The following is a 19,084-nucleotide window of genomic DNA, read 5'->3' as shown; positions in this document are numbered from 1 at the left end:
TTTTTGCCATGACTATCTATCAGCCTGCACAATCGGCTTACGGTAAAGCCCCACGGCTAAACCGATGATGATGAGCGTGATGAAGATCAGGTGGGGTGTGGAAATGCGCTCGCCCAGTATCAGCATCGAACTGCCAATGCCGAATACCGGGATCAACAACGACAGCGGCGCCACGGTCGAAACGGGATAGGCCTTGAGCAGCGAGTTCCAGCCCCAGTAGGCAAAGTGCGTCGCCAGGTAAACCTGGAACAGGATCGACGTCACTGCGGTGAGGTCGAGGCTGGCGGGTACGTTCTCGAATGCGGTGCTGCCGTGCATCCACCAGGCCATCAGGCACAACGGAATCGGTGGAAACAGGCTGGCCCACACCATGAACGAGAAAATTTCCTTCACCCCTGACGCCTTGATGATGACGTTGCCGATGCTCCACGCCAACGCACTGAGCACGATCAACAGCACACCGAATACCGCATGCTCGCCGTCCTGGGTGCAGATGATGCCCGCCAGGCCCATCAAGGCGAGTAACGCGCCGACCCACTGCGCACGGCGGATGTGTTCCTTGAACAACAGGCAGCCCCAGCCGAGGGTAAAAAACACACTGAGCTGAATGATCAGCGAAGCGATCCCCGGGCTGACGCCGACCTGGATGCCATAGTTGATGACGCCCCACATGCCCAACCCGAAGATAACGCCATAGCCGGCCACATAGCCGAACCTCACGGCGGGGCGCTTGATAAAAAATACCAATGGCACGGCGGCGAGGGCAAAGCGCATGCCGGTTAGCACAAAGGGGTCGATTGAGCGCAGGCCCAGCTTGGTGATGGGGAAGTTCAAGCCCCAGACCAGCGTGACCAGCAGGGCGAGGGCCAGATGTTTCTTATGCATGGGTGTTCCTTTGAACAAGGTTGATCAAAGGCGTGAATGCTAGGGCGCGTGGAAATGGCCCGCTTGCTATCCCAGGTCATATGTTGACAAGATCGGGCCATGATCCCGATATTTGAAACCAGCGACCCTGAAGCCGTCGTCACACTGCGCGACTATGCGTCCGGCACCGTATTCCCGCGCCATACCCACCCGCGCGGGCAGTTCGCTTATGCCTCAACCGGTGCCTTGAGGATGTTTACCGACCTCGGCAATTGGGTGGTGCCACCGCAGCGGGCGATCTGGGTGCCGGGCGGTGTGCCCCATGAAATGCACATGCGTGGCGATGTGGTGATGCTCAATACCTACCTTGACGACAGAGCTGCCGAACGGGCAGGGCTGCAGGACCGCTGCCAGGTATTCGACGTGTCGCCGCTGCTCAGGCATCTGCTGGAAGCGGCACTGGCTATCGGACCATCGCCAGCCTCCGCTGTCCGGCAGCACTGCATATTGACGCTGTTGATCGATGAAATAAGCACCATGCCCGAATTGCCCCTCAGTGCGCCATTGCCCGCCGAACCGCGTCTGGCCCAGGCTTGCCAGCGCTTCCTGGACGCGCCTGCGCAAACCGTCTCCCTTGACGAAATGGCCGATTGGTCGAACATGAGCCGCCGCACCTTCACTCGCCATTTCCACGACTGCACCGGCATGACGTTCGTGGCCTGGCGCCAGCAAGTCTGCCTGCTCGAAGCCACCGCCCGGCTCAGCCACGGCGCCTCCATCACCCAGGTGGCGTTAGAGCTGGGTTTCAGCAGCTCCAGCGCCTTCACCTCGGTGTTCCGCCGCAACCTGGGGGACTCGCCGGCGCGCTACCTGGCCAAATCCAAGGCGGCATCAGTGTTCTGAACACTGCACACGTCGGTCAGGATTCACCTTTACCAAGGCCATGCTTTGTTACTATCGCCGTCCATCGTCACCAGGAGTCACCGGCCCATGCAACACCAGTGGGATGAAATGCACCGCACCCGCAAGCCCACGTTTGTATTGTGCGGCGAGCCCCAAGGGGATGTGCTCAATCTCTACGTTCACGGTTACTCGGCCTTCTTCAATCGCCAGCAACTGGGCAATTTCAAGCAGCAGTTGGCGAGCATCGAAGGTTCGACCAACCTGATGCTGTTCTGGCCGGCGGGGCACTTTCTGGAAAACCTGTTTGCGCCGTTCAAGGATGTCATCACCTCGATGCTCGGTGGCGGCGGCCTGGGCGCGGCGACGGTGGGCGTGGGCAAAGCGATTGCGTATTTTCTCGACCATTACAAAAGTGTCGAGGCGCGTGTCGATGAAGTCGCTAAAACGTTATTGCCTGAGCTGGCCAGCTACCTGCACGCCGAATCGCTGAAGGTGCGGCGCATTAACCTGATCGGCCATTCCCTCGGCGCGCGCATCCTGGTCAAGAGTGTGTTGGCCAGCCCCGAGGTGGCGCGCGAACTGCCGTTGAACAACGTGTTGCTGATGGGCGGGGCGATCTGTACGTCCAGCCCGTGGGATGAAGTGTCGGCGCCGCTCAAGGGGCGGGTGATCAACTGTCATTCCAGTAAAGACTGGGCGCTGGCGATGAAACCGGACACCGAGCGGTGTATTGGCCGCTATGCGATTGAGGTCACGCCGGCGCTCAAGGCCAAGGTCACCAATGTGCACCTGGCCACGTTCGACCATGGCGCCTATTGGCCGCAGTTGAAGACGGTGGTGCAATACACCGACCTGTTGCAGGAACGGCGCGGCATGATTCGCGCCGATCAGCGCAGCAGTGAAGTGCGCTTTGCCGAAGAGGACGTGGAACTGTTCCCCGCATTGGTCCAGGCGCGGCCGGACGAGCTGAAGTTCCTGGCCGAGTTGATGGCGCAAAAGCGCAGTGCTTCGATTGATGCCACTGTGCGCGAACCGCTGAAACTGGCCATCGAGCTGCAGCGCATGGGCGGTGACAGCATCATGAACCTTGCCCGTGGCCATGGCGTGAGTTATCGCAAGATCGCCGAAGGCGTGGCGCAGCGGCTGGGCATCAAGTTTGATGAACCGGTGGAAACCGTTGCACTGGCGGACATCGAGGCCCAGGTCGCAGAAAAATTGATCGAGCAGTACAAGGACAAACTCAGTCGCGCCGACCGGCAGGCCTTCGACGCCGAACTCAAGGCCGCCGCGCAAAAAGAGCAGGGTTTGTTCAACCGCTTCGACGTCGGCCGCTCGGCCACCACCGCCTTGAGCGGCACGGCGTTGGCGGGGTTAACCGGGTTTATCGTGCGGCGCGGCGCCGCCACGGCGATTCCAGTGGTGGGCCAGGCATTGGCGGCGGCGATGTTGCTGGTCACCGGCGTGCGCGCGTTTTCCGGCCCGGCGTATTCGATTACCACCTTATCGGTGTTGATGATCGGCATGATTCGCCAGCGCATGGAGCGCGAGGCGCTGAACCAGGAGCTGGACCTGGTGGTGCAGGTCGTGGACACGTTTGGCCTGCCCCGGGAGACGGTGATGCGCACGGTCGCGTCGGACTGATAAGCTGCGTTCTGACTTGTGTGTTTGCCTGGGATACCGCGTGAAATTCAGCCTGCCGAAAATCGCTACCGCCCCGTTCTGCCCGCCGGAAGTGGCCGGCTCCGTTATCGTTGACCCCAAGGCTTCGTTTTTCAAACGAGCACTGATGTTCGCCGGCCCCGGCCTGCTGATCTCTATCGGCTACATGGACCCCGGCAACTGGGCGACAGCCATCGAGGCCGGTTCACGCTACGGCTACAGCCTGTTATTCGTGGTGCTGCTGGCCAGCCTGGCAGGCATGGCGGTGCAATGCTTGTGTTCGCGGTTGGGCATCGCCACCGGTAAAGACCTGGCGCAGCTGTGCCGCGAGCGCTACAGCAAACGCTCGGCGCGTACGCAGTGGCTGCTGGCCGAGATCTCGATCATCGCCACCGACCTTGCCGAAGTGCTCGGTTGCGCCCTGGCGTTTCACCTGTTGCTGGGCGTGTCGCTGACCACCGGCATTGTCATTACCGCGTTCGACACACTGTTGATCCTGGCCCTGCAAAACCGCGGCTTCCGGCGTCTCGAGGCGATCATGCTGGCGCTGGTCGCAACCATCGGCGTGTGCTTCTTTATCGAACTGGTGCTGATCAAGCCTTACTGGCCGGACGTGCTCAGTGGTTTCACCCCGTCACTGTCGGCCATCAGCGATGCTGCGCCGTTGTACCTGGCCATCGGCATACTCGGTGCCACGGTGATGCCGCATAACCTCTACCTGCACAGCTCCATTGTGCAAACCCGCCTGATTGGCAAAGACCTCGCCAGTAAACAGGACGCGGTCAAGCTGGCGCGTATCGACACCATCGGCTCCCTGGCCCTGGCCTTGCTGGTCAACGCTGCCATCCTGGTGCTGGCCGCTGCGGCTTTCTACAAGACCGGCCATACCGACGTGGTCGAGATCCAGGATGCTTACCACCTGCTCGACCCACTGGTGGGCGGCGCCTTCGCCAGTATCCTGTTCGGTATCGCCTTGCTGGCTTCCGGGCAGAGTTCGACGTTTACCGGCACCATTGCCGGGCAGGTGATCATGGAGGGTTACCTCAACCTACGTATTCCGTGCTGGCAGCGACGCCTGATCACCCGTGGCCTGGCACTGATCCCGGCGTTTCTCGGGGTGTGGCTGATGGGCGACGATGCTATCGGCAAACTGCTGATTCTCAGCCAGGTGGTCCTCAGCCTGCAGTTGCCGTTCGCGCTGTACCCGCTGATTCGCATGACCGATGACAAGCAACTGATGGGGCCGTTTGTTAACCGCCTGCCCACGCGGCTTTTGGCGTGGTTTCTGTTCGCGGTGATCAGTGGGGCGAATGCGTGGTTGATTGGGCAGTGGTTGTTCTGATCGGATGTTCAGGTCAAAAGGCGCCCTCAAACGCATCCAGCGGGTCGTCCGGTAGTGGCGAGCTAAAGTCGTCCGGGACCAGCAGTTTCCCTCTCATAAGGCCGATTCGACGTCTGTGAGGTTTCCCGGCCGGCACCCGCTGGGCAAGCGCCCATCCGTTCTTGGTGATAAGAATGGTTTGGCCGGTACTGGACTGATGAGCCAGCTGTGAAACGCTGGCCTTTGCCTGGCCTGACGAAACGGTGATTGCGGTGCACGATGCGCTCATGGCGTCTCTCCTTTGCGGAAGTCGCCTGAGTTTGGCGCAGGGCGCCGTGCCCGGGAATGGTGGCCTGGGAAATCAGAATAAGCCTACTTTTCCCAGTAAGCTTTTTTACCTGACACCCGCTGTTCAGAGTGATCGAGACCGCTCATCTGTCCCAATAAGGCACCGTCCCAAAACACTCCACAAAGTAATCAATCACCGTGCGCACCTTCAGCGACAGGCGTCGGCTGCCCGGCCACAACGCGGCAATCTGCTGCGGCTCCAGCGTTGTCGCCACGTCGTATTCGGTCAGCACCGCCTGCAAGGTGCCTGCGCGCAAGCCTTCGCCGATCAGCCAGGAGGGAAACACCACCAGCCCCAGGCCTTGCTCCGCTGCGTGGGTGAGGGTGTCGGCGTGGTTGCCGGTGATTGGGCCTTTGACGCTGTAGGGCGTCCAGTCGCCTTGGTCGCGACGGAAGAACCAACGTTGCTGGCCGGTGATGCCTTTGTAAGCCAGGCACTGGTGGTTGACCAGTTCGTCGGGGTGGCGCGGTGTGCCATGGCGGGCCAGGTAGGCAGGGCTGGCGGCGAGGCGAAAACGCTGGGGCGCGAAGATGCGCGCCTGCATGCCCGAGTCGTTGAGCACGCCGATGCGAAACAGCAGGTCGGTGCCGTCTTGCAGCGGGTCGACGTAGGTGTCGGTTTGCTGGATATCCAGTTGCAACTTGGGGTAGCGCCGGCACAACTCGCCCAGCCACGGTGACAGGTGGCGTTGGCCGAACACCATCGGCGCATTGATGCGTACCAGGCCGCTGGGTTCGCTTTCCTGTTCCTGCAAGGCTTGGCCGGCTGTTTCCAGTTGTTCCAGCATCAAGCGCGCGTGATGCCCGAGCAGGCGCCCGGCTTCGGTAGGGCTGACGGCGCGGGTGTGGCGGTACAGCAACTGTTGGCCGAGTGCCTGCTCCATCAGCTGGATCTGCCGAGAAATGGAGGAGGGCGCCAGGCTTTCGCGGCGCGCAACTTCGGAAAAACTGCCGTGATCCAGCACGGCGACAAACAGGCGCAACGCCTTGAAACTCAATTCATTCAAGCCCTGCATCATGGTCTCCAAGCTGTGCGTAATGCGCAAAGGTGTTATCCGCATGCTCCCATTTATCGCACAGCACGGCCACCGGATAATGCGCGCCATGTTCAGTTCTTGAAGCGCAGGTGATGTATGCAGGCAAGTTCAATCGAAGGCGTGGCGCAGGCCACGCCGAAAAAAAACCTTCTACGGCTACTGTTGTTGCCGCTGGTGATTCTGGCGGGCATGGGCCTGTCGGTGGAGGCCGGTTTGCTCGGGCCGCTGGGTGTACAGGTGGGCCACTTGTGGGCGACCTTGAGCATCTTTGGCGTGGGCACGGCGATCCTGTTTTTGCTGCTGCTGTTCAGCGGCCCGCAAAAGGGCCCGGCACTGACTGACCTGCCGCGCTGGCAGCTGATCGGCGGGTTCCTGGGGCCGATGTACGTGGTGGTGTTGACCTTGGCCACGCCTCATATCGGTATCGCCATGACCATGATCGCGATTCTGTCGGGTCAGGTAGGCAAGAGCGTGTTGATCGACCATTTTGGCTGGTTCGGCACGGCGCGCAAGCGCGTCAATGGCGAGCGCTGGATAGCCCTGGCGTTGATTGTGGCGGCACTTGTTTTGATAGCGCGAGGCTAAGGCGATGAATTTGATTCTGTTATTGGTGCTGGTGATTGCCGCCGGCGCGGTGCTGAGTGTGCAAGCGGCCATCAACGGTCGCTTGGGCCAGGCTGTAGGTGTGTTGCGCAGCAGTTTGCTGACCTTCGCGGTGGGCGCGATCACCACTGCGCTGCTGATTTTCTTCTTTGAGCCCGCCCAGGCCGTCAGCCTGCTGGACGTGCCCAAATGGCAACTGACCGGGGCGCTGTTCGGCGTGGTGTACATGATGGTGATGGTCGGCGCGGTGCCTATCGTCGGTACGGCGGTGGCGACCGTCGCGGTGATCGTCGGGCAGTTGGGCATGGGCATGCTGATCGATAACTTCGGCTGGCTCGGTAACCCGGCCATCGAACTGTCGGGCAGCCGTATCGTGGCGATGCTCTGCTTGGCCCTGGCGCTGGTGTTCATGTACCGCAGCAATACTCGTCAGGCCGATTAACGGGCTGAACCTTGGCGCCTTGCCGGGAGTCATTGGTTAAGGTGCTGCGTTCGCAACACCTGGACGACCATGAAAAAGGAGTCTGACCATGCCAGATACAACCTGTGCCTGCCCACACTGCAAATGTGTACTCGGCGCCGACGCGGTAATGAAGGACGGTAAGGGCTATTGCTGCCAGGGCTGCGCCGAGCACCATGCGCATGGTGAGCCGTGCGCAGCGGCGACGGGCTGTGAGTGCGCCAAGTCCGCCAACGGCTAAAAATCCTCTCGGATTATCGGGTGGCGGTCATTACCATGGCCGCTCACCCTTGATTGATGTGCTGTTCATGGCCCTGGCCGCTCCCCCCCGACCTCAGTGATCACGCCGTGCCTATGCAACCCCTGGCGCGCACCTACCCGCGTGGGTTGTACGTAGAACCCCATAGCCACGACTGGGGCCAGTTGCTCTACGCCATGAGCGGCGTGATGTGGGTCGAAACACCTCGGGAAGCCTTGGTTGTACCGCCGCAACGCGCGGTGTGGCTGCCTCCGGGCGTGGAGCACGGCATTCGCGTGGTCTGCGACTTGCAGATGCGCAATATCTACCTGCGCCCGGCTTTGGCGGCGACGTTGGACAGCCAGGTGCAGATGATTGAAGTCGGTGGGCTGTTGCGTGAGCTGATCGTGACCTTGGTCGATCAGGGCGACAACGGCGATAGCGCTTACTACGACGCTGTGGTCGGCCTGGCCCTGTTGGAATTGCAGCGGGCGCGCCGTATGAGGAAGTGAACAAAGGCAGTGCAGACAAGCTCATTTCCCTGCCCTAACACCGTCAAAACTGTGGGAGCTGGCTTGCCTGCGATGGCGGTGGGGCAGTCAACAATGCTTTGCCTGACAGGCCGCCATCGCGGGCAAGCCCGCTCCCACAGTTTGATCTTCACTGGGCTTTGGGAGTGAGTTTGGCTCGGAGGTTTCCTACAAGGGTTTCAGGTTGTCGCTCGGAAGGCGGCTGACTAACCTCACTGCCGTCGCTGCCAATTCAGCGACCGGATTTGACCGTCCGACTAAACCAGTGCGCTACAGCACCCAAGACCTATATCAGGCGTTTTTTCTACGCTTGATGTATCGTGTCGCGGCAGCTGTGCGCGGGATACCTTCGGGTATGCCGGATCCCTGGTTCCGGTCGGTCAACCCGCGTTCAGCTGCCACCCCACTTCGTTTGACCGCGAGTGATGGCAGCTCCACTACCAGGAGTTCCACCATGATCAAAGACAGCCCAAATCCCCCCGGCCAAAAAGACTTCGATACAAGCACCCTGCACGAAGTGGCCTACCGCGCGATCAACCACTACCTCAACCCCGGAAAACCAATTCCCGAACCGACCGACGGGCTCTTCAGCGTGCGCGCCGATCTGGGCACGGAAACCTTGCTGGTCAATGCGTCCCAGGACCTGGCGTCCATCAGCGAGATTGCCAACCATATGGCGTTTGAAATCGAAGGCTCGCAACGTAATGTCGCGCTGGGCATCTGCCGGATGCTGGAAGGGGTGCAACTGTTGGTGGATAAGGCTCTGAATGTGGCCCATCCGGCGGCATAACGACTTTCACACGGTCAAAACTGTGGGAGCGGGCTTGCTCGCGAAAGCGGTGGGTCAGTCACAGAAAGGTTGACTGAAATACCGCATTCGCGGGCAAGCCCGCTCCCACATTTTGACTTTTATCAGGCCTCGGGAACGCCTTTTTCCCAGGCGGACCAGTTCTTCAGAATCGCTTGAACCAACGGATTACCGGTGCGATACAGGTTCTCCAGCGCCGGCACAAACCCGCCTTGGTCGGCGTATTTCAGCAAGTTGTCCACTTCGCTGTAGCCAGGGTACGGCCGGTCGAAGTCCGAGCCGGCACGCACCACGGCCAGGCGCTGGATATCCACCAGGCCTTCGCGGCTGGCGCGCAGCAGGGCTTCGTAGGTGGAGTTGTCTTCCTGCTGGGTGGTGCAGTACTCGCCTTTGTTGTCGGTGAGTAACTTGGTCCAGACTTCGGCGCGCTCGCTCAGGCGCGTGCCGGAGAACCAGGTGTTGCCCGCCAGGGTGTCGCAGCGGGTGACTTGCGGTGGCTGGTTGGCCGGGGCGGCCGGGTAGTGTTTGCGCCAGGCGCTGGATTCCTTGCTTTCGCTCAGTTCAACCTTGTGCGACAGGGCAAATGCCTTGGCTTGCAGCTTGGGGTTGAGCTCAAACACTTCGGTCTTGTAGTCCAACGGCGGTTTTTCGTTGGGGCCTTTGGTATTGATGCCGATGTAACCGGTCGGCCAATCTTTAGGCGCATCACGCGAATCGATTTCCCACTGGGTACCGAATTCCACCAAGTAATGCGCCCAGGCGGCGGTGCCGATGGTGCCGTGTTTTGGGCTGATGCCAGCGATCCCGGCGATCAAAAAGTAGCTCTGGCGCAAATCAAACTTGGGCGACAACGCCAAGGCGAGAGTCGAGGCGGCGGCGTTGGTCTGGCCCATGCCGGTGACCAGCAGGCACACGTCCTGGGTGTTGCAGCGGATCACTGGGTATTCGGCGGAGAGGCCCGGCACGCGCACTTCCTGCTTGAGTTCCAGGCGATCGATCCAGGTTTGCGCCTCGGGGGCGAACATGGTGATCAGCATCACTTTGGGCTTGATCGGCGCGGTGTCCGCCAATACCACGTGGGGCAACAGAGCCAGGCCGACAGCCAGCGAGAGACGAGTAAACACGTTCATCTAATACTCCTTGATCAGAATTGGTAGCCGACACCGGCGTAGTAGCCCCAGCCATCGGAGCGAGCGCGGAAGTTGCCTTCGCCGAAATTCAGCTCGCTGCCATCTTCCCAGTTGCCGCCGTTATGAAAGTAACGGCCGACCAGGGAGAAGCGCAGGTGAGTGAACGAGTACAGCAGCACGTTGGTGGCCACCACGGAATTAGCGGTGCGCGCCGGGTTGTCCTTGTGCAGGTCCGAGCCGAAATCGTAGTTGGTGAAGCCGATGTAGGTCAGCGAAGCACCGTTGTCGAACTTGCCGATGGGCACGATGTACTTCATTTGTGCGCGGTAGCCGTCCCACTGGTATTCATTGCTCGCGCCATAGTTTTCCCACTGGTAGCGCCCATAGAAGTTGGCCGACAGGTTGACCCGCGAGTGGGTGTCGATGTCGGTACCCAAGCCGCTGTACAGGGTGTTGGCGCGGTTCGATTTGTTGCTGCCGTGGTCGTAGATCCAGTCAAACGCCACATACCATTCCTTGAACGGGCCGATAGCCAGGCTGCGACCGGCCAGGTAATCGATGGAGATACGCGGCTCGTGCTCCATGAACACCGGCGAGCCATGGTCCCATGCGCCCTTGTCATTACTGTTACCGATGCCGAGAATCTTCGGCACGTCGATATAGCCGTACAGCTCGAACGGGCCTTTACGGCCGAAGTACTCGTATTCCAGGTACACGTCATCTTGCGGTTTGGGGCCGAAGCTGATGTCTTTACTGCCGATCAGCGTCAGGTCCTGGTTGAACCAGTCCGACATATACACGCCTTTTTTCGTCGGGCTGGCTTCGGGGGCCAGGGTTTCGCCCTGTGCTGAGTCATCGGCGGGTTTCTCCTGCGCCAAAATGGGTGCGCTGAGTACTCCCGTAACGGCTGCCAGTAGCAAGGAAACACCAAAGAAAGCAGGATGCCTTGAGGTGAGGTGCATGGAAAATCCCTATTCGTACGCGGTTTGACCCGATTTCTCGGGCAACGGTGAACTTGCCTACCAAGTTCGTTCCGCAAACGTTTGCACAGGCTGTACCAACTTTGCTCAATGGCTTGAATGACATGGAAAAAGGCATAATTAGTCGACCTTTTGATCAAAAATGATTGGGTGTCATTTTTGTAGGCAAAACCGAGGAGTCACAAGAATGTTCGAACGCTACTTGCAATCCTGGAACCTGACCGTTGATGGCGATCCTGTGGTGACGCCCGGCAGCCACCTGTTGCCCGTGCGTTGGCAAGGTCGGCCGGCAATGTTGAAAATGGCGCACACCGCTGAAGAGCAACTCGGTGGCCGGCTGATGAGCTGGTGGGCGGGCGAGGGTGCCGCGCAGGTGTATGCCCATGACGACACGGTGTTGCTGATGGAGCGGGCCATCGGCCCAGGCTCCCTGATGCGCATGGCCCTCAATGGGCAGGATGATCAAGCCAGCCAGATCGCCTGCGCCACGGTTGCCCGGTTGCATGCGTCACGCCCATCGCCGCCGCCAGGGTTAGTGCCCCTGCAAACCCGGTTCCAGTCCTTGTGGACGGCCGCTGATGACAACGGCGGCGTGTTGCGCGACTGCGCAGCGATGGCCCGTGCACTGTTGGCGGCGCCACAGGATGTCGTGGTGCTGCACGGTGATATCCATCACGACAATATTCTCGATTTCGGTGCTCGCGGCTGGCTGGCGATTGATCCAAAGCGCGTCATCGGCGAGCGCGGTTACGACTATGCCAACCTGATCTGCAACCCGGATTTGCCGACCTGCCACGACCCGCTGCGTTTCACCCGGCAGGTCGAGGTGATTGCCCAGGCTGCCAACCTCGCGCGCCCGCGCCTGCTGCAATGGGTGTTGGCCCATGCAGGTCTGTCCGCAGCGTGGTTCCTTGAAGATGGAGAGCGCCAGCGCGCAGCCATTGGCCTTGAAGTCGCCCGCCTGGCGCAACGCGCGTTGGCTCAATGGCCGACGGTGTAGGGCGATGGCTGCTCAGCGATGCGATTAAACAAATGCATCGCCGTTTCGCGCCGATACTCGCTCGGCGTCTGGTTCATCTCGATGCGAAAATGCCGGTTGAAGTTGGACAGGTTGGCGTAGCCCACTTCAAAGCAGATATCTGCCACCGACATGTCGCTTTGCAGCAACAACCGGCAGGCACGTTGCACGCGGAACTTGCGCATCAGGTCGATAAACCCGTGGCCGGTGTTGCGCTTGAAGAAGCGCGAGAAGCCCGGCTCGCTCATCTCCAGCTGTTGCGCGATGACCGACAAGCGTAAGTCGCCGGTCAGCTCGCGCATCAGGTAATCGAAGGCTTTGTTGATGCGCTCGGCGCTGCGCGCGTCCAGTGTCGGAGCGTAGCAAGGGCTGGCCAGCGCTTGCACGTGCGGTGCGGGGGCGTTTTTCAGCGTGTCGAGCAGCTGCAGGAACAGGATCAGCCGTTGCAGGCCGTGGGCCTTGCCGATGCCCTCCATCAAGCGCGCGGCCTGCACGGCGGTGTCGCCGCGAAATTGAAGGCCGCGACGGGCGTGTTCGAACAGCGGCTGCAAGTCGCCGAGTTCCGGCAGGGTTTTGCGCAGGGCGAGGAGGGCGGCGCCGTCGAATTGCAGGACTACGTCGCGCCCGGTCAGGTATTCGCCGGGGGCCAGGTCGCCGATCCAGTCGTGGGGCAGGTCCGGACCGATCAGCGCGACATGCCCGGCGCTGAACGCGCCGATGTAGTCACCCGCCACCAGCTTGCCGCTGCCTTGGCGGATCAGGTGGATTTCGAACTCGGGGTGGTGGTTCCAGCGCGCCAGGTCGTACGGGTAGTCATGTTCGAACCAGCGGAAACAGTGATCCGGCTCGGGCAGGATGACTTCGAGTTCGGCAGGGCGGTGTTCGAACAGTTTGGCGCGGCTGATGGGCATGGTGATGCCTCTTCTATTTGTGGAATCTGCTCAAAATACGCGGGTTGGTCACCGGTGCGCTACTCCTGGTTTCGCCCGGCACTGGTACTTTTTTGATCCGCGGCCCTCGGTTAAAAAAGTATCAGCCGTGCATTCGCCATGCGTTTGTGAGGGCTTGGTCAAGCTGCTGTAATCGGCGCTCAACAACAAAAACAACAGGTGGAAACCGCCATGTTCAAGCTCCCACACGCAGTGTTCTTGCTGTCTGGTCTGGCCGTGGCCATGCCCAGCTACGCCGCCGACACCGTGACCATCGCCACGGTCAACAACAGCGACATGATCCGCATGCAGCGCCTGTCCAAAGTATTCGAGCAGCAGCACCCGGACATCAAGCTCAACTGGGTGGTGCTCGAAGAAAACGTGCTGCGTCAGCGCCTCACCACCGACATCGCCACCCAGGGCGGGCAGTTCGATGTGCTGACCATCGGCACCTACGAAACCCCCTTGTGGGGCGCCAAGCACTGGTTGGAGCCGCTGACGCAACTGCCGGCCGACTACGACGCCGACGATATCTTCCCGTCGGTGCGCCAGGGCCTGTCGGTCAACGATACCCTCTATGCCTTGCCGTTCTACGGCGAAAGCACGGTCACCTACTACCGCACCGACTTGTTCAAACAAGCAGGGCTGAGCATGCCTGCGCACCCGACCTGGACCCAGCTCGGCGAATTCGCCGCCAAGCTCACCGCAAAGGACAAAGGCCAATACGGCATGTGCCTGCGCGGCAAGGCCGGCTGGGGCGAGAACATCGCCTTGTTGAGCACCATGGCCAACGCCTTCGGCGCGCGCTGGTTCGACGAACAGTGGAAGCCTGAATTGACCAGCCCCGAGTGGACGGCGGCGGCCAACTATTACGTCAATACCCTGAAAAACTACGGCCCACCGGGCGTTTCCAGTAATGGTTTCAACGAGACCCTGGCGCTGTTCAACAGTGGCAAATGCGCGATCTGGGTGGACGCCAGCGTCGCCGGCTCCTTCACCACCGACAAGAGCCAAAGCAAAGTCGCCGACGACGTAGGCTTTGCCGCCGCCCCGACCGAAGTCACCGACAAAGGCTCTTCGTGGCTCTACGCCTGGTCCCTGGCGATTCCCGCCACCTCCAAGCACAAAGACGCCGCCAAGGCGTTCATCGCCTGGGCGACCTCCAAGGACTACATCCAATTGGTCGCCGATAAAGAAGGCATCACCAACGTACCGCCAGGCACCCGCCAGTCCACCTACAACGAGGCTTACTTGAAAGCCGCGCCGTTTGCCCAGGTGACGCTGGAGATGATGAAGCACGCCGACCCTGCGCACCCGTCGGCCAAGCCGGTGCCGTACGTCGGCATCCAGTACGTGACCATCCCGGAATTTCAGGCTATCGGCACCTCCGTCGGCAAGCTGTTTTCGGCGGCGCTCACCGGTGGCATGACGGTGGATCAGGCGTTGCTCCAAGCGCAGTCCACCACCGAACGCGAGATGAAACGCGCCGGCTACCCGAAATAATTTCTACAGGACACCACCATGAAACGACTCGAAGGTAAGAGCGCGCTGATCACCGGATCGGCGCGCGGCATCGGCCGCGCCTTTGCCCAGGCCTACATCGCTGAAGGCGCAACCGTTGCCATCGCCGATATCAACTTGCAACGCGCCCAGGCCACGGCGGCTGAGCTGGGCCCACAGGCTTATGCGGTAGCAATGGACGTCACTGACCAAGCCTCGATCGACGCCGCGATTGCCGCCGTGGTAGCCCATGCCGGCAAGCTCGATATCTTGATCAACAACGCCGCACTGTTCGACCTGGCGCCCCTCGTCGACATCACCCGCGACAGCTTTGACCGGCTGTTCTCGATCAACGTCGCCGGCACGCTGTTTACCCTGCAGGCTGCCGCCCGGCAGATGATCAGCCAGGGCCACGGCGGTAAGATCATCAACATGGCCAGCCAGGCCGGGCGGCGGGGTGAGCCGTTGGTGGCGATCTATTGCGCGACCAAGGCGGCGGTGATCAGCCTCACGCAATCGGCGGGGTTGAACCTGATCAAGCAGGGCATCAACGTCAATGCCATCGCCCCCGGCGTGGTGGACGGTGAGCACTGGGATGGCGTGGACGCGCTGTTTGCCAAGCATGAGGGGTTGCCGCCGGGGGAGAAGAAGAAGCGGGTTGGGGCTGAGGTGCCGTTTGGGCGCATGGGCACAGCGGAGGATTTGACTGGGATGGCTATCTTTCTTGCGTCGAAAGACGCCGACTACGTGGTTGCCCAGACCTACAACGTTGATGGCGGCAACTGGATGAACTAAAGCCTAGCCTCCATTAAGAATGTGGGCGCTGGCTTGCCTGCGATAGCCATGGGTATCTGCGCAACTTTTTGTGTTGCGTTAAGTTTTTGAGGGGGGTTTTAGGTAGGTATGAGTACATATCCGTTGCTGCGGTAACGGCTGATATGGGTTCCGCCCTTACGGCGGGTCACTTTGGAAAAAGCCCCAAAAGTAACCAAAGGGCTCTTGCCCCACCACTCGGTGCCTCGCCTAGGCTCGGCATGCCCTCACTCCGGCTTGAATCCGTGGGCCGCCGCCATGGGCCATCCTTGGCCCATCGCGGCTAACCCGGCGTCCTGCCGGGTTACCCACGGATTCAAGCCTGCGTTCGGCCATCGTGGTTAACGGGGCGCCTAAGATCAAGATCAAGATCAAAAGCAAGAGCACGGCGGCCTAGTAGCCGACCTGAGTGGTAGAAGCAAAAGCAGGGCAAAAGCACAGCAGCACACTTTCTGTCTGCTGCCAGACCGCAGTGCTCTGCTTTTCTGTGGGAGCTGGCTTGCCTGCGATGGCATCAACTCGGTGTACTGGATGGACCGAGGTGCCTGCATCGCAGGCAAGCCAGCTCCCACATTAGATTGAGTTCAGCCATCAAGATCAGGTCGGCTGTCAGGCCGCCTCGGTTTTGCTTTTGATTTAACCACTCAGGTCGGCTACTAGCCGCCGCCTTGCTCTTGCTCTTGCTCTTGCTCTTGCTCTTGCTCTTGCTTTTGATTTTGATCTTGATCTGAGGCGCCCCGTTAACCACGCTGGCCGAACGCAGGCTTTGGAGCGGGGGTAAACCGGCAGGACGCCGGTTTAGCCGCGATGGGCCAAGGATGGCCCATGGCGGCGGCCCACGGTCCAAAGCCGGAGTGAGGGCACACCGAGCCTAAGCGAGGCACCGAGTGGTGGGGCAAGAGCCCTTTTGGTTACTTTTGGGGCTCCTTTCAAAAGTGACCCGCTGTAAGAGCGGAACCCATATCAGCCATCACCCAAATAACGGATATGTACCCAGCGCCCCCGCGACAACCAAAGAACTCAACCCATAAAAGATGTGTAGATACCTATGCCGCAATAGCGGTGGGTCAGGCCGCAAAGCTGTAACTGACAGACCGCTATCACAGCCAACCCAGCTCCCACATTCAATCTCCATTGTTGGTGATACCGAGTCACTCAGCAAAACTGCGATCAAAGAAATACAATTCCCCAGGCTTCAGATTCTCCACCGTCGCCTGGGGCCGGCCACCTTCGCCTTGTTTCTTGCGGCCCGTTTCACGCAAATACCCCGCCTCAGTCAGCTTCAGCAAACGCTGACGAATACTGGTCTTCAACACCGGCCGCGCCAGCACCCGCGAAAAGATCGTGGTCGCTTGCGGCGCGCTGAACTCATGCCCCAGAAACATCAACGGCAAGTTGCTGTACAGCGATTTGGAAAACAGTCGTTCCTGCACCGCCGCCACGATCAGGTTGTGATCGAACGGCAATTTGATACTGCCATCGGCCACCGCATTCAGCGAAAACCAAGCCTGATGCTCACTCAAAACCACTTCTTCGGCCACGATCGCCAGGTAGTAGGTGGACGACGACCAGCAGCGCGGGTCGCGAAACGCATCACCCACCGTGCCCACTTGCTCACTCCAGGCCAGCTCAAAACCCACCTTGTCGCTGGCCCGCAAACGCTCCACCGCATCCTTGAGGCTCAGATCTTGCACGCCGCCGTTCACCACCACGCCCGGTAATGCCCAATGCCCGGCGAACGGCTCAGCTTCGCGCTTATTCAGCAGCAGTTTCAATTCCCCCGAGGCGCGGCAGTAGAACAACACGCACAGGTCGACGGTATGGAGGTAGGCGCTAAGTGGCATGTGGAATCCTTCTGAACAGCGGTGGGGCACAGTCTAACGGATCGAACAGATATGTCATGTACCTGCTCCAGGATAGATAACCAAATGTTTCTTGCAATGAAAGTACATGACGTGTACTTTTGTTTCCAGGCCACCGGAGAACCACCATGACCCTCTCGAAAACTGCCATCGCTTCATTCGACGTCGACGCCCAGAAGAGCTTCACGCCACTGTGCCCCAACGAATTGCCGGTGGCGGGCGGTGACCAGATCGGTGCCGAACTCAACTACATGGCCAGCTTGTCCGGCCGGCGTGTCGGCAGCAAAGACGCGCACACCCCACATGCACCGTGGGTGGTCACGCAGCACAGCGAGATGCTGCAACCCACCGGCCTTGCCCACGCCGATGTCACGTGGGTCAGCCACTGTGTGCCGGGCACTGAGGGTTTTACCCTGCTGGACGAACTGCCGACCCCGTATGACTACGACTACTTCATCTGGAAAGGCGTCGAACCCGACCTGCACCCATACGGCGCCTGCTACCACGACCTGCACGACAAGTTGTCCACGGGCGTCATCGAGTACCTGAACGCTCAAGGCGTGCGTCGCGTGATCGTCGGTGGCCTGGCCCTGGATTACTGCGTCAAGACCACCGCCCTGCAACTGCTCAAGGCCGGCCTGGAAGTGGTGCTGCACCTGCCGGCCTGCCGAAGTATCAGCGAGGAGGGCGGCGTACAGGCGGTGAATGAGTTGCTCAAGGCCGGTGCCTGCATCAGCAGCACCCGCGAAGAACTGGCCGCGATGGCCACGCGTTAAGGAGAAACACCATGGAAAGTGCCTACGACTACGAATCCCCGGTGATCCAGGGCTTGCTCGACACCGACTACTACACCTTCACCATGATGCAGGCGGTGCTGCACCAGCACCCGAATGTCGACGTGGAGTACAACTTCATCGTCCGCTCCAAGGAAAAGCTCGGCCACTTGATCCCGCAGCTGCGCGACGAGCTGGAAAAACTCGCCAGCCTGCAGATGCGTGAAGGCGAATTGCGCTTTCTGTTCAACCCACGCTTTCGCGAATACCTGACCCCGGACTACGAACGCTTCCTCGGCCTGTTCCGCTTCAACCTGCGTTATATCCACGTCAGCGAAGTCGACGGCCAACTGAATATCCGCGTGGTTGGCCCGATGCTGCACTGCATCATGTTCGAACAGCCGGTGCTGGCGCTGGTCAGCGAACTGCGCAACCGCGACAAATACCCCGACGTGACCTTGGAGGACGTTACCCGCAAGCTCTATCAGAAGTTCGACTGGCTGGAGAAAAACCTCAGCCGCGACGAGCTCGCTGACCTGCGCGTTTCCGACTTCTCGACTCGCCGGCGCTTGTCGTTCAAGGCCCAGCGCGAAGTTATCGATATCATGCGCCGCGATTTCCCCGGCCAGTTCATCGGCACCAGCAACGCACATTTGGCCTATGAGTTCGACCTGCCGCTGATCGGCACCATGGCCCACCAATGGCTGATGGTGCACCAGCAACTGGGGCGCCTGCGCGAGAGCCAGAACGCCGCGTTGGAAAACTGGGTACGTGAATACCGTGGCCGTCTCGGCATCGCCCTGACCGACTGCATCAGCACCGACTTTTTCCTCAAGGACTTCGACCTGTACTTCGCCAAGCTCTACGACGGTCTGCGCCAGGACTCCGGTGACCCTATCGTCTGGGCCGACAAAGTCCTGGCCCGCTACAAGGAATTGGGCATCGACCCGATGACCAAGGACCTGATGTTCTCCGACGGCCTGAACTTCGAGAAATGCCTGCCGATCCTGCGGCACATCCGCGGCAAGGCCAAGTTCGGTTTCGGCATGGGCACCAGCCTGGCGTGCGACGTAGAAGGTGTCGAGCCGCTGAGCATCGTGATGAAACTGGTGCGGGTGCACGGCGAGCCGGTGGTGAAGTTTTCTGATGACCCGATCAAGAACGTCTGTGAAGACGCCTCGTTTTTGCAGTACGCGGCGAAGGTGTTTTCTGTGGGAGGGGACTTGCTCCCGAAAGCGGTGGGTCAGCACTGACTGTGTTGACTGATACTCCGTCTTCGCGAGCAAGCCCGCTCCCACAGGTCAATGC

Annotated in this window: 19 protein-coding genes and 1 pseudogene; 13 read left to right on the top strand and 7 right to left on the bottom strand. The window is 60.3% G+C overall.

Annotation, left to right across the window (positions count from 1 at the left end; genetic code table 11):
* Positions 1–12: 12 nt before the first annotated feature.
* Positions 13–885, bottom strand: coding sequence for an EamA family transporter (locus tag KZH41_RS17730; RefSeq protein ID WP_242150392.1), 873 nt, complete (start codon positions 883–885; stop codon positions 13–15).
* A 99-nt stretch (positions 886–984) separates the two neighbouring features.
* Here KZH41_RS17730 and KZH41_RS17725 point away from each other — a divergent pair, with 99 nt between their 5' ends.
* The 3 genes from KZH41_RS17725 (at position 985) to KZH41_RS17715 (ending at position 4,768) form a co-directional block, all read left to right on the top strand.
* On the top strand, positions 985–1,767 hold the full coding sequence (locus KZH41_RS17725) for an AraC family transcriptional regulator (RefSeq protein ID WP_094952972.1): 783 nt from the start codon (positions 985–987) through the stop codon (positions 1,765–1,767).
* An 87-nt stretch (positions 1,768–1,854) separates the two neighbouring features.
* On the top strand, positions 1,855–3,408 hold the full coding sequence (locus KZH41_RS17720; protein WP_094952971.1) for a DUF726 domain-containing protein: 1,554 nt from the start codon (positions 1,855–1,857) through the stop codon (positions 3,406–3,408).
* Between the two features lie 40 nt (positions 3,409–3,448).
* Positions 3,449–4,768, top strand: coding sequence for an Nramp family divalent metal transporter (locus KZH41_RS17715; protein ID WP_263273309.1), 1,320 nt, complete (start codon positions 3,449–3,451; stop codon positions 4,766–4,768).
* A 13-nt stretch (positions 4,769–4,781) separates the two neighbouring features.
* Here KZH41_RS17715 and KZH41_RS17710 read toward each other — a convergent pair whose 3' ends face one another.
* Positions 4,782–5,036: a type II toxin-antitoxin system Phd/YefM family antitoxin gene (locus KZH41_RS17710; protein WP_263273307.1), complete on the bottom strand. Its 255-nt coding sequence runs from the start codon at positions 5,034–5,036 to the stop codon at positions 4,782–4,784.
* Between the two features lie 142 nt (positions 5,037–5,178).
* Positions 5,179–6,111 carry a LysR family transcriptional regulator gene (locus KZH41_RS17705; protein ID WP_242156079.1) on the bottom strand — a complete coding sequence of 311 codons (933 nt, stop codon included), beginning with the start codon at positions 6,109–6,111 and terminating at the stop codon, positions 5,179–5,181.
* 117 nt (positions 6,112–6,228) lie between these two features.
* Between KZH41_RS17705 and KZH41_RS17700 the strand changes: the two genes are divergently transcribed.
* The 5 genes and pseudogenes from KZH41_RS17700 (at position 6,229) to KZH41_RS17680 (ending at position 8,753) form a co-directional block, all read left to right on the top strand.
* Positions 6,229–6,717 (top strand): DMT family transporter, encoded by a 489-nt coding sequence (locus tag KZH41_RS17700; RefSeq protein WP_094952967.1) that lies wholly within the window; start codon positions 6,229–6,231, stop codon positions 6,715–6,717.
* Between the two features lie 4 nt (positions 6,718–6,721).
* The gene (locus tag KZH41_RS17695) at positions 6,722–7,177 is read left to right on the top strand and encodes a DMT family transporter (RefSeq protein ID WP_094952966.1); all 456 of its coding nucleotides are present in this window, start codon (positions 6,722–6,724) and stop codon (positions 7,175–7,177) included.
* A gap of 88 nt (positions 7,178–7,265) precedes the next feature.
* The gene (locus tag KZH41_RS17690) at positions 7,266–7,436 is read left to right on the top strand and encodes a metallothionein (protein WP_094952965.1); all 171 of its coding nucleotides are present in this window, start codon (positions 7,266–7,268) and stop codon (positions 7,434–7,436) included.
* A gap of 67 nt (positions 7,437–7,503) precedes the next feature.
* Positions 7,504–7,933: pseudogene (locus KZH41_RS17685) on the top strand (AraC family ligand binding domain-containing protein); the annotation flags it as partial.
* A gap of 484 nt (positions 7,934–8,417) precedes the next feature.
* Entirely contained in the window at positions 8,418–8,753 is a 336-nt protein-coding gene (locus KZH41_RS17680; RefSeq protein WP_094953783.1) for a DUF6124 family protein, read from the top strand.
* 122 nt (positions 8,754–8,875) lie between these two features.
* On the opposite strand, the gene KZH41_RS17675 is transcribed toward KZH41_RS17680, so the two are convergent.
* Together KZH41_RS17675 and KZH41_RS17670 are read right to left on the bottom strand one after the other, a co-directional pair.
* Positions 8,876–9,901, bottom strand: coding sequence for a purine-nucleoside phosphorylase (locus KZH41_RS17675; protein WP_263273304.1), 1,026 nt, complete (start codon positions 9,899–9,901; stop codon positions 8,876–8,878).
* A 14-nt stretch (positions 9,902–9,915) separates the two neighbouring features.
* On the bottom strand, positions 9,916–10,863 hold the full coding sequence (locus KZH41_RS17670) for a nucleoside-specific channel-forming protein Tsx (RefSeq protein WP_094953781.1): 948 nt from the start codon (positions 10,861–10,863) through the stop codon (positions 9,916–9,918).
* Between the two features lie 205 nt (positions 10,864–11,068).
* On the opposite strand from KZH41_RS17670, the gene KZH41_RS17665 reads away from it, so the two are divergent.
* Positions 11,069–11,881, top strand: a complete 813-nt coding sequence (locus tag KZH41_RS17665) for an aminoglycoside phosphotransferase family protein (RefSeq protein ID WP_242150380.1) — start codon at positions 11,069–11,071, stop codon at positions 11,879–11,881.
* Here the strand turns inward: KZH41_RS17665 and KZH41_RS17660 are convergent.
* The gene (locus KZH41_RS17660; RefSeq protein ID WP_242150378.1) at positions 11,863–12,810 is read right to left on the bottom strand and encodes an AraC family transcriptional regulator; all 948 of its coding nucleotides are present in this window, start codon (positions 12,808–12,810) and stop codon (positions 11,863–11,865) included. The two genes, KZH41_RS17665 and KZH41_RS17660, sit on opposite strands and share 19 nt — an antisense overlap.
* A gap of 261 nt (positions 12,811–13,071) precedes the next feature.
* Here KZH41_RS17660 and KZH41_RS17655 point away from each other — a divergent pair, with 261 nt between their 5' ends.
* Positions 13,072–14,331, top strand: a complete 1,260-nt coding sequence (locus KZH41_RS17655) for an ABC transporter substrate-binding protein (protein ID WP_371917720.1) — start codon at positions 13,072–13,074, stop codon at positions 14,329–14,331.
* Positions 14,332–14,349: 18 nt separating this feature from the next.
* A complete protein-coding gene (locus KZH41_RS17650) occupies positions 14,350–15,123 on the top strand; it encodes an L-iditol 2-dehydrogenase (RefSeq protein WP_263273299.1) in 774 nt (257 codons plus the stop codon).
* 1,169 nt (positions 15,124–16,292) lie between these two features.
* On the opposite strand, the gene KZH41_RS17645 is transcribed toward KZH41_RS17650, so the two are convergent.
* Positions 16,293–16,985, bottom strand: coding sequence for an NUDIX hydrolase (locus tag KZH41_RS17645; protein WP_263273298.1), 693 nt, complete (start codon positions 16,983–16,985; stop codon positions 16,293–16,295).
* Positions 16,986–17,131: 146 nt separating this feature from the next.
* On the opposite strand from KZH41_RS17645, the gene KZH41_RS17640 reads away from it, so the two are divergent.
* Both KZH41_RS17640 and pncB read left to right on the top strand, forming a co-directional pair.
* Complete coding sequence (locus KZH41_RS17640) at positions 17,132–17,779, top strand: nicotinamidase (RefSeq protein ID WP_094952042.1); 648 nt, start codon at positions 17,132–17,134, stop codon at positions 17,777–17,779.
* Between the two features lie 11 nt (positions 17,780–17,790).
* Entirely contained in the window at positions 17,791–19,029 is a 1,239-nt protein-coding gene (pncB, locus tag KZH41_RS17635; RefSeq protein WP_263273296.1) for a nicotinate phosphoribosyltransferase, read from the top strand.
* Positions 19,030–19,084 lie beyond the last annotated feature (55 nt).

It is taken from the genome of Pseudomonas sp. YeP6b (assembly GCF_025642995.1).
Classification (GTDB): Bacteria; Pseudomonadota; Gammaproteobacteria; order Pseudomonadales; family Pseudomonadaceae; genus Aquipseudomonas.
The sequence above is the reverse complement of the archived record's forward strand: the minus strand, read 5'-3'. Positions and strand labels throughout refer to the sequence as shown.

Coding starts and splice junctions, on each gene's coding strand:
- KZH41_RS17640 (WP_094952042.1), top strand. CDS start 17,132: ATGACCCTCTCGAAAACTGCCATCGCTTCATTCGACGTCGACGCCCAG.
- KZH41_RS17665 (WP_242150380.1), top strand. CDS start 11,069: ATGTTCGAACGCTACTTGCAATCCTGGAACCTGACCGTTGATGGCGAT.
- KZH41_RS17680 (WP_094953783.1), top strand. CDS start 8,418: ATGATCAAAGACAGCCCAAATCCCCCCGGCCAAAAAGACTTCGATACA.
- KZH41_RS17720 (WP_094952971.1), top strand. CDS start 1,855: ATGCAACACCAGTGGGATGAAATGCACCGCACCCGCAAGCCCACGTTT.
- KZH41_RS17670 (WP_094953781.1), bottom strand. CDS start 10,863: ATGCACCTCACCTCAAGGCATCCTGCTTTCTTTGGTGTTTCCTTGCTA.
- KZH41_RS17700 (WP_094952967.1), top strand. CDS start 6,229: ATGCAGGCAAGTTCAATCGAAGGCGTGGCGCAGGCCACGCCGAAAAAA.
- KZH41_RS17730 (WP_242150392.1), bottom strand. CDS start 885: ATGCATAAGAAACATCTGGCCCTCGCCCTGCTGGTCACGCTGGTCTGG.
- KZH41_RS17725 (WP_094952972.1), top strand. CDS start 985: ATGATCCCGATATTTGAAACCAGCGACCCTGAAGCCGTCGTCACACTG.
- pncB (WP_263273296.1), top strand. CDS start 17,791: ATGGAAAGTGCCTACGACTACGAATCCCCGGTGATCCAGGGCTTGCTC.
- KZH41_RS17705 (WP_242156079.1), bottom strand. CDS start 6,111: ATGCAGGGCTTGAATGAATTGAGTTTCAAGGCGTTGCGCCTGTTTGTC.
- KZH41_RS17660 (WP_242150378.1), bottom strand. CDS start 12,810: ATGCCCATCAGCCGCGCCAAACTGTTCGAACACCGCCCTGCCGAACTC.
- KZH41_RS17695 (WP_094952966.1), top strand. CDS start 6,722: ATGAATTTGATTCTGTTATTGGTGCTGGTGATTGCCGCCGGCGCGGTG.
- KZH41_RS17690 (WP_094952965.1), top strand. CDS start 7,266: ATGCCAGATACAACCTGTGCCTGCCCACACTGCAAATGTGTACTCGGC.
- KZH41_RS17650 (WP_263273299.1), top strand. CDS start 14,350: ATGAAACGACTCGAAGGTAAGAGCGCGCTGATCACCGGATCGGCGCGC.
- KZH41_RS17675 (WP_263273304.1), bottom strand. CDS start 9,901: ATGAACGTGTTTACTCGTCTCTCGCTGGCTGTCGGCCTGGCTCTGTTG.
- KZH41_RS17645 (WP_263273298.1), bottom strand. CDS start 16,985: ATGCCACTTAGCGCCTACCTCCATACCGTCGACCTGTGCGTGTTGTTC.
- KZH41_RS17710 (WP_263273307.1), bottom strand. CDS start 5,036: ATGAGCGCATCGTGCACCGCAATCACCGTTTCGTCAGGCCAGGCAAAG.
- KZH41_RS17655 (WP_371917720.1), top strand. CDS start 13,072: ATGCCCAGCTACGCCGCCGACACCGTGACCATCGCCACGGTCAACAAC.